This is a genomic window from Cyclobacterium sediminis, from assembly GCF_054781075.1.
In genome coordinates, this window is sequence record NZ_BAAGVC010000008.1 from 171396 (window position 1) to 184017 (window position 12622).

Annotated in this window: 12 protein-coding genes; 8 read left to right on the top strand and 4 right to left on the bottom strand. The window is 37.9% G+C overall.

What is annotated here, in order from left to right:
• The first annotated feature begins 158 nt into the window (after window positions 1-158).
• From ACYVHJ_RS11465 to ACYVHJ_RS11500, 8 genes are all read left to right on the top strand, one after another.
• Entirely contained in the window at window positions 159-1175 is a 1017-nt protein-coding gene (locus ACYVHJ_RS11465; protein WP_460514882.1) for a zinc-dependent alcohol dehydrogenase, read from the top strand.
• Between the two features lie 375 nt (window positions 1176-1550).
• Window positions 1551-2321: a Rossmann-fold NAD(P)-binding domain-containing protein gene (locus ACYVHJ_RS11470; RefSeq protein ID WP_460514884.1), complete on the top strand. Its 771-nt coding sequence runs from the start codon at window positions 1551-1553 to the stop codon at window positions 2319-2321.
• Between the two features lie 594 nt (window positions 2322-2915).
• Window positions 2916-4694, top strand: coding sequence for a helix-turn-helix domain-containing protein (locus ACYVHJ_RS11475; protein WP_460514886.1), 1779 nt, complete (start codon window positions 2916-2918; stop codon window positions 4692-4694).
• A gap of 349 nt (window positions 4695-5043) precedes the next feature.
• Window positions 5044-5319, top strand: a complete 276-nt coding sequence (locus tag ACYVHJ_RS11480; RefSeq protein ID WP_460514933.1) for a nucleotidyltransferase family protein — start codon at window positions 5044-5046, stop codon at window positions 5317-5319.
• Complete coding sequence (locus ACYVHJ_RS11485) at window positions 5309-5569, top strand: HepT-like ribonuclease domain-containing protein (protein ID WP_460514888.1); 261 nt, start codon at window positions 5309-5311, stop codon at window positions 5567-5569. The genes ACYVHJ_RS11480 and ACYVHJ_RS11485 overlap by 11 nt, the downstream gene beginning before the upstream one ends.
• A 292-nt stretch (window positions 5570-5861) precedes the next feature.
• The gene (locus ACYVHJ_RS11490; RefSeq protein ID WP_460514890.1) at window positions 5862-7064 is read left to right on the top strand and encodes a glycoside hydrolase family 117 protein; all 1203 of its coding nucleotides are present in this window, start codon (window positions 5862-5864) and stop codon (window positions 7062-7064) included.
• 108 nt (window positions 7065-7172) lie between these two features.
• Window positions 7173-8291: a Zn-dependent alcohol dehydrogenase gene (locus ACYVHJ_RS11495; protein WP_460514892.1), complete on the top strand. Its 1119-nt coding sequence runs from the start codon at window positions 7173-7175 to the stop codon at window positions 8289-8291.
• A 13-nt stretch (window positions 8292-8304) separates the two neighbouring features.
• Window positions 8305-9114: an alpha/beta hydrolase gene (locus ACYVHJ_RS11500; RefSeq protein ID WP_460514894.1), complete on the top strand. Its 810-nt coding sequence runs from the start codon at window positions 8305-8307 to the stop codon at window positions 9112-9114.
• Between the two features lie 18 nt (window positions 9115-9132).
• Here ACYVHJ_RS11500 and ACYVHJ_RS11505 read toward each other — a convergent pair whose 3' ends face one another.
• From ACYVHJ_RS11505 to ACYVHJ_RS11520, 4 genes are all read right to left on the bottom strand, one after another.
• On the bottom strand, window positions 9133-9525 hold the full coding sequence (locus ACYVHJ_RS11505) for a helix-turn-helix domain-containing protein (RefSeq protein WP_460514897.1): 393 nt from the start codon (window positions 9523-9525) through the stop codon (window positions 9133-9135).
• A gap of 18 nt (window positions 9526-9543) precedes the next feature.
• Window positions 9544-9849, bottom strand: a complete 306-nt coding sequence (locus tag ACYVHJ_RS11510) for a type II toxin-antitoxin system HigB family toxin (RefSeq protein WP_339903256.1) — start codon at window positions 9847-9849, stop codon at window positions 9544-9546.
• Between the two features lie 443 nt (window positions 9850-10292).
• Window positions 10293-11420 carry an XdhC family protein gene (locus tag ACYVHJ_RS11515; RefSeq protein WP_460514899.1) on the bottom strand — a complete coding sequence of 376 codons (1128 nt, stop codon included), beginning with the start codon at window positions 11418-11420 and terminating at the stop codon, window positions 10293-10295.
• A gap of 4 nt (window positions 11421-11424) precedes the next feature.
• Window positions 11425-12621, bottom strand: a complete 1197-nt coding sequence (locus tag ACYVHJ_RS11520; protein ID WP_460514901.1) for a molybdopterin molybdotransferase MoeA — start codon at window positions 12619-12621, stop codon at window positions 11425-11427.
• Window position 12622 lies beyond the last annotated feature (1 nt).

Below are 12622 nucleotides of genomic sequence, written 5' to 3' on the forward strand. Positions count from 1 at the left end.
CTTTTTAGATGGGATAATATCCTTAAAAACCCAAAAAGGAATGATACGTTTTACTTATGAAATCCTATAGGGTCATATATTTACCCTGATTTTTAAACATTCTACAGATTGCTTTATGCAATGATTAATAAAGAAATTTTAATTTAACCAATACTATTTTGAAAGCAACAGTTTATAAAGGGAATGGCACTTTTTCTGTAATCGATAAAAATTTGGAAGCCCCCAAAGCGGATGAAGTACGCATCAAGGTAGCTTACACCGGTGTTTGTGGGACAGATGTCCACATTTACCATGGCATGATGGACAAGCGTGTAGCTATCCCCCAAACCATTGGGCATGAGATGTCAGGAACCATAGATGCTGTAGGGGAGCATGTCAGTGACTACTCCGTAGGAGAAAAAGTGGTGGTGCGGCCATTGGATGACAGGTTAGTAAAACCATCTGATAAGGGGTATAACCATATTTGTGCAGAACTTAAGTTTATAGGCATTGACAGTCCGGGATCCATGCAGCAATATTGGAATGTTCCGGCTTTTGTATTGCACAAGCTGAAACCTGAAACTGACTTGAAATTGGCAGCTCTAATTGAACCTTTATCAGTGGCTGTTCACGATGTGAAAATGAGTGGTTTGGTATCTGGAGAAACTGCTGTAGTGTTAGGTGGTGGACCAATAGGTTTATTGGTGGCTTTGGTCGCTAAGAATACCGGTGCAAATGTGATTATCTCTGAGGTCAATGAGACCAGAATAAAAAAAGCGGCTGAATTTGGACTGCAGGCAGTGGATCCAACCAAAACAGATATCGTTGAATTGGTGAGGGAGCAAACAGAAGGAAGACTAGCAGATGTAGTCTTTGAAGTAGCAGGAGTGCAGCCTGCATTAGATGTTATGACCGAATTGGCAGGGATACGAGGAAGAATAGTAATGGTGGCCATTCACGGGGAGAAGAAACCGGTAGACCTTTTCAAGTTCTTTTGGAAAGAGTTGAGGCTAATAGGGGCAAGGGTGTATGAAAAGGAAGATTACGAGAAAGCCATTGCGCTGATTACTGCCAATGAACTTCCTTTTGAAAAAATGATTACCGATGTGCAACCTTTGAGCAATATCCAGCAGGTTTTTGAGTCCATCGATAAAAACCCTTCAGGTTTGAAAGTATTAATGGATTGCCAGCTATAAAATAAAATTCAACATTATCTTCCATCTATCTTGCTCAAATATCCAGGATTTAATTGGTAGCCATGGGTTTAAACCCATAGACAGAGGAAAAAAAACAGACCTTGATTTTGGCGGTATTGTTGCTGTTTTTCGACAACAATACTGACAAAATTACAAGGATTATTTATTACTGGGGTTGCAGATTATTTCATTAGACCTCACCAAGCCCCAACGGGGCGTCATATCATAGCCAAGGGTGAAAGCCCTTGGTATAAAAGAATAAGCATATCTTGATTTTGTCAACATTGTTGCTTTTTTCTGCAACAATGTTGACAAAATCATTACGAAATTACCTCTTTCGAGGTATTAAAAATTTTAACATTTAAACAATTTGAAATGTCAGTATTGAATTCTTTCAGTTTAGAAGGTAAAACAGCTTTGGTAACCGGTTGCAAGAGAGGCATAGGCAAGGCCATGGCCATAGGCTTGGCAGAAGCAGGTGCGAATATCATAGGCGTAAGTGCCACCCTCGAAACATCAGGCAGTGCAGTGGAACAAGAAGTAAAAGCATTGGGCAAAACCTTTAAAGGTTATGCCTGTGACTTTAGTGATAGAAAAGCTTTGTATCGTTTTATCGATGCCGTCAAACAAGATTTTCCGGTAATAGACATCCTTATCAATAATGCAGGAACCATTCTCAGAAAACCGGCTGCTGAGCATCCTGATGAAATGTGGGACAAAGTCATCGAAGTAAACCAAAATGCCCAGTTTATTCTTACTAGGGAATTCGGTAAGGACATGGTAAGTCGAGGAGCAGGGAAAATTGTCTTTACTGCCTCCTTATTAACTTTTCAGGGAGGCATTACCGTACCCGGCTACGCGGCAAGTAAGGGCGCTATAGGTCAGATGACCATGGCTTTTGCCAATGAATGGGCAGGCAAAGGGGTAAATGTTAACGCCATTGCACCCGGTTACATTGAAACAGACAATACAGAAGCACTTCGCAACGACCCGGAAAGAGCGGCCAGTATTCTTGGAAGGATACCTGCGGGCCGTTGGGGCAAACCCGAAGACTTTGCCGGGCCTACCGTATTCCTATGTTCTGGGGCTGCATCTTATATGCATGGCACCACAATGTTGGTAGATGGCGGCTGGATGGGCAGGTAGTGAATAAAAATTTCTTTTGAATTGATATTTTAGTAAAAAAAGACTTGTTTAGAGCACAAGTCTTTTTTTTTATGTAATAATTATTGCTCTACCAACTACCTAGAAAGTGAGGAAATGAGGCATTTCCTGATCTTTTATTTAATAGGCCTCTCCCACACTTTTGAAATAACTGATTGTCATCGATTTGCCAATTAAAAATTGCTATAAGACTGATTTACCCGTGTCTTTAGAGGTAATTGGATAGCTAGGTGTAAGTGTAAAGTACAGTAGTGGTGGCAAATGAAATCATTTTAGCTATCTCAAAAAATATTAGAAAAGGAAAAACTATATTTAGATTTCAATTTATGGATATTAATGCTAATGGGAAAATTAATGCCTTATCCAAACAAACTCTCTTGGTTGCTAAATGAAAATATTGGTATATTCTTTAGCCTACAGATCCATAATTTTCGACTTGTAAATTTCCTGCAAAAAGCCTTAGATGCTTCAAATAGGCATTTTACATTTTATTCAAAAATTGTTTTTAATACTTAATTTTAAAAAATGCTAATGGTCACAATAAGCGTTTGTATGAAATTCAAAAGTTTAGATTAAATGGAAAATGCCAATAGATATAACTCAAATAAATCCATAGTGGTACTTCCTTTTGTCAATATGAGTGCCGATCCTGACAATGAATATTTTAGCGATGGTATTACTGAAGAAATCATCAATGCATTGACCAACGTACGGGGATTGAAAGTCATTGCTAGAACCTCCTCCTTTGCCTTTAAAAATAGAAATGAAGATGTTCGTTCTATTGGAAAAAAGTTGGAAGTAGGTACTATTTTAGAAGGAAGTGTACGAAAAGTCAAAAAAAGAGTCCGAATCACGGCTCAGCTAATCAATACGAAAGATGGTGGACACATTTGGTCCAAAAATTTTGACCGAGAAATAGATGATATTTTTGCCTTACAAGATGAAATCAGCCTGCTTATAGCTGACCAGATTAGAGAAAATTATGGGCATTTCGACATTCAGAATCATTTGGTTGAAGCCCCAACCCAAAAAATAGAAGCCTACAACCTTTATTTAAAAGGACGTTATCATCAATTGAAATGGAATATTGACAGTTTTAATCTAGCAATCAGTTACTATAATGAAGCCACTAAAATTGACCCTAGTTACGCTATACCTTATTTTGGACTTGTGCAGTGCTATAGTTACTTATTTATGTGGCAAGCGATTACAAAAATTGAAGCAATAAAGCAGACTACTATTTATCTTAATAAATTAAAACTTACGCGTACAAATCTACCTGAATATCACCTTGCCCTTTCTAATTGTGCCATTTTGTTACATTGGAATTTAAAATTAGCACATGCCGAATTGAATAAAACTTTATCAATTAACCCTTCAAATATTGATGCTCTTGAGGCCCTTTCAGGTCTCTATATTGTGATTGGATCTTTTAATGAAGGAGTGGCAATTATTGATAAAGCACTTGAAATTAATCCACTTTCTGCCAATCACAGTTTCATGAAAGGCAATATTTTTTTCTATGCAAATGAGTATAAAAATGCCATTGAGTGGATGGATATTGCAATCCAACTTAACCCCAATTTGCACCTTGCCCATCAGGTAAAAATGGCATGTTTATTATTGCTAAAAAAGGATAAAGAATTTAATGTTTGTTTCGACCAAAACAAGCAATTTTCATTTGCACATAATTTCTGGAGGCTAAAAAACTTGATCCAAGGAAATGGGGAAAAATCTTGGCAAAAAGAGGATTATAAGAGTGAATTTCTACCATGGGAGTTGTATTATGCCACCCAATCCGGAAAACTCGATCATGCATTTGCATTATTAAAAACTGGATTAGAAAATCAAATTGGACAGTACTTCTGTTTTAGACATGATCCATTTTTAACCCCCTTAAGGGAAGATAAGCGTTTCCAACAAATTAAACTTGAACATCCCGAATTAGACATTAAACCTATTAAGTCTAAAATTTTGAGGGGGAAATCATTAATAAAAATGGAAACCGATGAAATCAAGACTGCTCTAAATGCCTTGGTGTGTTTTATGGATGATGAAGAAGGGTATCTCAATCCACAATTATCCTTAAAATCTCTTTCTGATAAAATAAACGTCCATCCAAACAAACTTTCTTGGTTGCTCAATGAACATGTAGGTAAAAACTTCAATGAATATATCAATACATTTAGATTGGAAGCTTTTAAACATAAGGCTCTTGATAAGACTTACACTCACCTCACTCTATTAGGCTTGGCTTATGAATGCGGATTTAATTCAAAAACTGTTTTCAATGCTTTTTTTAAGAATAATACAGGGAAGACACCAAGTGAATGGGTCAGAGAAAATAAAAAGTAATCTGATTTTACTCAATCCTTTAAAACTATAGGTTATTTTTGATTACAATTACATTTTAGCAGGATACCATGATCAAATCAGATTTTTTAAAATTGGCGTAATTTTATGATTATTCTAATGATTACGGATATCATGGTGTGGTTAGCAACTTCACCCCACTATCTTTAAGCACTTGGAATAGAAAAAAGCTCGTAATCATAAATAATTCACTTCAAAAAGTCCTTATTCATGTATAAACAGCTGCTCATTCTTCTGGTGATTGCATTTCTAATTATTAGTTCATTTAGGTTATTCTTATTTTATGTATCTTTAAACTAGGGCGGATTTGATTTAAAATAACATTGATGAAATAAAAGGAGCATGTAAGCAACATCATGTAGAAACACTTTCTCTTTTTGGATCCGCTGCAAAAAATGTTATGCTTGAAAATAGCGATATCGACCTTCTTGTAGCCTTTTCTGATGATATTGATATTTTAGATTACGCCGACAATTACTTTTCATTATTGGATACGCTTCAAAACATTTCAAATAGAAAAGTAGACCTTGTGTCTAGTAAATCAATGAAAAACCCGGTATTAAAAGAGGAGGTTTACCAGACAAAAGTAGAATTATATGCAGCCTAAACTACTGAAATACATTTTAGATATAGAAAGTGTTATTGAGGAAATCGAATCTATTAAAAAGAAAACCCAAAACGACTTTAACCTTTTTTCTGAAGATATAATCTTCCAACGTGCAGTTGAGCGGGATTTAGAGATTACTGGAGAAGCCAGTCGGAAAATGATTGATATCAACCCTGAGATTCAAATTACAGTGTCAAAAAATATCATTGGATTAAGAAATATTATTTCACATGCTTATGACTCGGTTTAACCTGAGATGTTAAGGGGAATAATTCAAAAGAATATACCTGTTTTAGCAGATGAAATCGTAAATGGAAAGCTGGATGGAGAATAAAATGATAAAATAGCCATAGTTTATTTTTTGTTATAGCAGTGAATTTTTAATAAATCTAATTTTTACCCTGTAGTTGCAAACTTCCCTAGCGAAATTTTTAGGGTTCACTTTTTATTGACCCAATAAATAAGTGTAAATTAATGCCGTACATTTTTAGTTTTACTATTACTCTAAATTAACAATTGATACAAGCCCAAATAAATTAAATATGGATTTTAAACTACTTATTTATTGTGCACTAAGTGTATTTTTATTTCAATCATGTCAGTCTACACCAAATTCTGAAAACCATAAAGAGGAGAATGAAATTGCAGTCAGCCCGGAGCAAATGGATAAATTGGGAATTACCAATGCGGAGCACTTAAGTGCCGCATCCAAGCGGGCACTGAATTGGCCGGATATTGGGAATGAATGGTTTATAGAATTCTCAAAATTACAGCCCTTAAAAGGGGATTTGACTTATGAAGAAGGAGTCGTTCGGAGAGACCCTAGTGCCATGCTATTTGAAAATGGTAAATATTATGTTTGGTATTCCAAAAGTACAGGACCAACGGATGGATTTGCCGGGGACATTGACAAAGACAAAGTATTCCCTTGGGATAGGTGCGATATCTGGTACGCGACTTCAGAAGATGGTTGGACCTGGAAGGAAGAAGGAATGGCAGTAGGCAGAGGGGAAAAAGGAGCCTATGATGATCGCTCGGTATTCACCGTTGAAATCATGAAGCATGAAGATATGTATTACCTGACCTATCAAACTGTAAAATCTCCTTATAATGTGCGGGTGAAAAATCAAATTGGACTAGCCTGGTCTGATTCACCTGGTGGCCCCTGGACCAAAAGTACTGAACCAATATTGAGTCCGGCAGACAATGGCATTTGGAAAGGAGAAGAACAGGATAGGTTTGCTGTAGTGAAAAAAGGGGACTTTGACAGTCATAAAGTCCATGATCCATGTATTCTTCCCTATAAAGGCAAATTTTACCTTTATTACAAAGGAGAACAAATGGGCGAGGAGATTACTTTTGGAGGTAGACAGATCCGGCATGGGGTGGCCATTGCAGACCATCCCAAAGGACCCTATGTCAAATCTCCTTACAACCCCATCAGTAACAGTGGACATGAGATATGTGTTTGGCCGTACAATGGTGGAATAGCCTCATTAATCACCACAGATGGCCCGGAAAAAAACACCATTCAATGGGCACCTGATGGAATCAATTTTGAAATTATGTCTTCCATCAAAGGAGCTCCTCATGCCATTGGCTTAAACCGCAGTGCGGATTCAGAAAAGGAACCTACTGAAATTCTTCGGTGGGGACTGTCCCATATTTACAATAACTCCGATTATCAAAGTATCGTGCGTTTTTCTTCAGCCAGAAGAACCTCACACAAAGCCAAGGGAGAATAAGCGCAAATCGAGATACTGGAATTAGCAGTTGTTAAATAAAATTATTTGTTAAGACTACTATCTTTACCACTAGATTTATCCTAACTATTATCCCAAAACGAACTCACCATGTCAATTGCTTCTAAAAGTGCTGTAGCCAAAGGGGACGGGACTTTTATTATTACTCAGGTCAACCTTTCTGATCCTCTAGAGGACGAAGTCTTAATCAAAATGAAGGCTGCAGGACTTTGCCATACAGATTATGATTCAATCAATTGGGGAAAGCCTCTTGTGATGGGCCATGAAGGTGCGGGAATTGTAGAAAAAATTGGATCAGCCATAAAAGAACTCAAAGTAGGGGATCAGGTGATTCTTAATTGGGCAACCCCTTGCATGCATTGTTTTCAATGTCAGGAGGGGAATCAGCACATTTGTGAGAACAATTCACCGGTTGTAGCCGGGGAAAATGGACATACTCCCGGTCATGCCAAGCTTGAGAGTAGCCAATGGAACGGAGAGAGCATTGAGCGCTCATTTAATCTTGGAACCCTAAGTGAGTATGCGCTTGTGAAAGAGGCTGCAGTGGTGAAAGTGGAAGAACCCGGACTTAATTTTTCGGCAGCAAGCATAGTGAGTTGCGGGGTGATGACAGGTTTTGGCTCCGTTGTAAATGCGGCAAAGGTGGAAGCAGGAAGTTCAGCTGTGGTATTAGGTTGCGGGGGAGTTGGCCTGAACGTGATTAACGCTTGTAAAATTTCAGGAGCAGCGAAAATTATCGCAGTAGACGTAAACCCTACAAAGTTGGAATTGGCTAGAAAATTCGGAGCAACGGATACGATTCTTGCGGACAAGTCGGACATAGGTTTGTTGGCTGCGGCTAAAGATGTAAAGGAACTATTAGGAGGTCGAGGCTCTGATTATGCTTTTGAGTGTACGGCCATTCCTGCCTTGGGTGCTGCACCTTTGGCCATGGTTAGGAATGCCGGTACTGCGGTACAGGTGAGTGGAATTGAGGAAGAAATAAGCATTGACATGAGGCTATTTGAATGGGACAAAGTCTATATTAATCCTCTTTATGGGAAATGTAGACCGCAGATCGATTTCCCAAAAATCATGAAACTTTACAAGAAGGGTGATTTGATGTTGGATCAAATGATCACCCGGGAATATGAGTTGGAGAATTTACAACAAGCATTTGATGACATGCTTGCAGGGAAAAACGCAAAAGGAGTAATTGTTTTTAATTAATTTAGTCTATTCTATGAGTAGTTTCAGAACCAGTGACTTGTCAGACAAAGCCTTTGAAAAAGATGGTTTGCGCTTCCTCACTGTTAAAACTCCAAACCTTAAAGGGAGGGGAGACATTTGTCTATTTGTGCCTGATGGAACGGATGCACTTACCGATCTGCCCATTTATATTTTGCTTCATGGAGTTTATGGGAGTTCCTGGGTTTGGGCAATGAAGGGCGGCGCTCATCATACAGCTAAAAGGATGATGGATTCCGGTGAAATTAAACCTGCTATTCTGGCCATGCCTTCAGATGGGCTCTGGGGAGATGGATCAGGTTATCTAGGGCATAATAACAGAGATTTTGAGCAATGGATCGTATCAGATGTGCCAAAAGCTGTTTATGAGAATATTTCCACTGCAAGTGAGAAATCTCCACTTGGAATAGCTGGTTTGTCTATGGGAGGGTATGGTGCTTTAAGGATGGGTTCCAAATTCCCGGAAGTTTTCAAGGCCATTTCTGCACACAGTGCCATCACAAAGTTTTCTGAGATGGAGGCTTTTGTTGAAGAGCCTTTGAATGCTTATGATTTAATGCATAAGAATAACGATGTGATTGATTCTATAAGAAAAAATCCCAAAACTATTCCTGCCTTACGCTTTGACTGTGGTAAAAAGGATGAGCTGATTGAAGGCAATCGCTTATTACATACTCAATTACTGGAATTGGGTGTACCTCATGTTTATGAGGAATTTGAAGGGGCACATGAATGGCCCTATTGGCAGAGGCACTTGGAAAGCACCTTAAAGTTTTTTGATCAAAACTGTGTTAATAAATTATAGCATTAAAAGGCTATAAGCTTATTGGTTAATCTTTTCCTGTTTATCAACTAGTGTATAGGGTTGGATTAATAGATTCACTGACAAACCCAGAAGAGCTGATAATTTTCTAACCATTTCTACCTTCATAGGTCTTTTTCTATTGAGCACAAGACTAACCGTGGTTTTGCTTCCAATAGCTGGGATTAAGTCTTTGTCTTTTAGGCCTTTTCTTTCCATTGTGTCTTTAATGGCATCAATTGGGTCAGGAAGTGAAATAGGGTAATGTTCCTTTTCATACTTTTCTATTAGTGTCACTAATAATTCCGCTTCCATTCCTTCTGCACTATCGGGGTTAGCATCGAAAATTGTAGAAAGTCTTTCTAAAGCAATTTCATATTCTTGTTCCGTAGTGATTGTTTTTTCCCACTTCATAATTACTATTTGTCAATATTAATATTGTTCAACAATATTTGCATCAATTTTGTCGTATTCAGCATGTGTTCCAATAAACCTGATAAATATCCACTGCTTTTGATAAGAAATCTGTGCAATAATTCTATATCTGTTTTTTGAAATTTTAAACACTATTCGCTTATTTTTCAACGTTTTAGCTTTTGAAAAATCATTAATCACATCCGATGGTTTTTGCCAGTTTGCACTTTTTGCAATTGAAACCCAAGTTTCTATACTTGTTTTAGCATCCGGGTACTTTTCGTAAAATGCAATCAGATTTTTGATTGAAACGATATTTTTCAATACAGCTAACTTTACAACGATGGAAGGTAGGAAAAAGTTTTCAAATTGAAAACAAAAGTACAAAAATAATTTATTGAGGTTAAAACTCTTTCTTAAAATTACTGATTATTGATTGAATAACAAAGTATTTAATCAAAGTAAAATCGATATATTCAATACAACCATAATGTTTTAATTGTATTTGCTTCAGTTTAATGTTTCGAAGCAATAATTTACCCTTAATAATTTCTTTAAAGGCAATGGAGGTCTTGATTTTAGTTCAAATAAATTAAATCGTATTTAATATTTTTTATCTTGTGCATAAAAAACCTAGACCTAAAAACTACATAAACTGGATAGTATAGAATAAAAACCAGTTTGGCATGGGCTTCAGTACCTAACATCACCTTATAGGGGCTTCTAAACTTGGCTGCTCACAGCAAAACGAAATGAGCTGAGTTCGACTAAATTTGATGAATAGGGCCATTTTTTGCTCTGAGATGCCCGCCAACGTTTCCGGCCATTACCGCCTTCACTTCGGACAATATAGACAAGGCTATTTCTTCAGGACTCTCCGCACCTATATCCAGCCCCATCGGGCCAAAAATCAAGTTTTCTTCCTTTTCCTGTAGGGCAATATCCTGATTAGCTAATTGGTCCATTAACTTTAGCAGCTTTTTTTTGGGGCCAAGTACACCTATATAGGGACAATTGTAAGGGTACAGACCTTTTAAAATTTCCAGGTCATAATTGAAATTATGACTCATAAGTACCACAGCTGTTTTCCGGTCCACTTTTAATTGGGCTGCCACCTCATTTGCCTTTCCCCTTAATAGCGAAATGGCCTCAGGAAAGCGCGTAGGAGTAACCAAATCACTTCTCCCATCTGCAATGACAATATCCCAACCCATGGCTTTGGCCAATTTAACAAGGGGCAATACATCATTCCCTGCACCAATGATGTTCAATCGGATGGAGGGTTGCATATTCTCTACAAATGCAGTGAAATTTGATTGTTCAATGGATTGAATTAGGGATTTACTGTGAGTAAAAACAGTTGAACATGCCTCTAAAATGGAATTTTGGACCTCGGTTTTTATTTGTTTAAACGCTTGACTGGAAATGGCTTCTTTTTCTTGAAAGAGGAGCAGGGTACCGGGTTGGCTAGCCCTATTATTTTTTAAATCAAATAGGGTAACCAGCACTTTAGGTGCTCGGTTTGTTGTGCAGGCTTTAAGCAATTGGATTGGATTATTTTCCTTGTTTTCCACGATTGGTTCAATCAATATATGGATAATTCCATTGCAGCCCAGACCTACTCCAAATTTAGCATCATCATCATCTGTGGTGTCATAGGTGACCAGCATTGATTGCTGCTTAAAAATTACCATTTGTGCTTTCTTGAGCGCGTCTCCTTCCAAACAACCGCCTGAAATTGCTCCTGTTAAGGCCCCGTTTTCCGTAATAAGCATTCTGGCTCCCGGTTGACGGTAAGAAGATCCTTCCACTTTTACAACGGTCGCAAGTGCAGTTTTTTCATTGTGCTGTACTGCCAAATTATATGCTTTGATGATTTCTTTTATTTCCTTCATGTCCCTACAAATCTGTTTGGTGAAAGTAAGTGATGGGAAATAGTTGGCCCTTTTTAAAAGTGTCTTTTTCCGGTGGCAGGCTTAGAAAGCCATCTGCCAAGGCCAAGTGGACAAGGTCTCCTGAACCTGAATTGATTACAGGCTCAGCAAGAATTTTTCCATCTTCAAAACTACTTTTAATAAGCAGATGGTTGGTTAAGGGTTTTTTAAATGTAACCTCTTTATTAAGGTAGGCATAATTACTTTTTGGAGAAGTTCCCAAGTAATGATTGAACCAGCATTTAAAATATAGATGAAAACAAACCAGCGTGGAGCTGGGATTGCCGGGAAAGCCAAAAATACTTTTCTCGGCTTTGGTGCCAAATAAAAATGGTTTTCCGGGCTTTTGCTTTACGCCATGAATGTGTATTTGAATACCTAATTCCGCAAAAACATCCGGTAGAAAATCATATTTTCCCTTGGAAACAGCTCCTGAAAACAGAAGTAGGTCATATTCTTCCAGCAGTTTCCCTATAGAAGCATTAAGCTCTTCCTTATTATCAGGCAGGTGAGTAGTATGTGCTTCAATATTCAAGTCTTTGAGTGCAGCTTGAAGCATATACACATTTGAACGCCTAATTTGATGGGGAAGGGGTGTGTTTTGGATAGGTACCAGTTCATCTCCTGTAGAACAGATCATAACTTTTGGAAGTTGCACCACTTCTACTTCAGTGTGTCCGGTAGTGGCCAGAACGCCTTTTACACCGGGGTGAATCCAAGTGCCTGAAGAAAGCAATTGTTCACCCTTTTTCGCATCAATTCCTTTTTTATGTGTGTTTTGAAAAGCTTTGTGATCCGTAGAAATTAATCGAGCCACCCCATTCTTGATGGTAAATTTTTCATAGGGAATGACACAGTCTGTATGCCTGGGTATAACAGCACCTGTCATGACTTCCAGGCAATTTTCAGGATTATTCAAACTTTTTTGTTTTTGCCCTGCGGCCTGTATATCTTCGATTACAAATTGTTGGCGTATTTGAAGCTGATCACTTTGAATGGCAATCCCATCCATGGCCACACGATCGAAAGGCGGAGCATCACGATCCGCATATATATTTTCTGCAAGCATTCGGTTCAGGCAATTTTCAAAAGAAACCCTTTCCGTGGGGCCTTTTTTAGAAAATTTTAGCAATATTTCTTGGGCTTCACTTACGCTTATCATC

What these genes read in the sequence shown, in the direction of transcription:
- ACYVHJ_RS11470 (WP_460514884.1), top strand. Translation starts at nt 1,551, where the DNA reads ATGTCAGTATTGAATTCTTTCAGTTTAGAAGGTAAAACAGCTTTGGTA.
- ACYVHJ_RS11475 (WP_460514886.1), top strand. Translation starts at nt 2,916, where the DNA reads ATGGAAAATGCCAATAGATATAACTCAAATAAATCCATAGTGGTACTT.
- ACYVHJ_RS11485 (WP_460514888.1), top strand. Translation starts at nt 5,309, where the DNA reads ATGCAGCCTAAACTACTGAAATACATTTTAGATATAGAAAGTGTTATT.
- ACYVHJ_RS11490 (WP_460514890.1), top strand. Translation starts at nt 5,862, where the DNA reads ATGGATTTTAAACTACTTATTTATTGTGCACTAAGTGTATTTTTATTT.
- ACYVHJ_RS11495 (WP_460514892.1), top strand. Translation starts at nt 7,173, where the DNA reads ATGTCAATTGCTTCTAAAAGTGCTGTAGCCAAAGGGGACGGGACTTTT.
- ACYVHJ_RS11500 (WP_460514894.1), top strand. Translation starts at nt 8,305, where the DNA reads ATGAGTAGTTTCAGAACCAGTGACTTGTCAGACAAAGCCTTTGAAAAA.
- ACYVHJ_RS11505 (WP_460514897.1), bottom strand. Translation starts at nt 9,525, where the DNA reads ATGAAGTGGGAAAAAACAATCACTACGGAACAAGAATATGAAATTGCT.
- ACYVHJ_RS11515 (WP_460514899.1), bottom strand. Translation starts at nt 11,420, where the DNA reads ATGAAGGAAATAAAAGAAATCATCAAAGCATATAATTTGGCAGTACAG.
- ACYVHJ_RS11520 (WP_460514901.1), bottom strand. Translation starts at nt 12,621, where the DNA reads ATGATAAGCGTAAGTGAAGCCCAAGAAATATTGCTAAAATTTTCTAAA.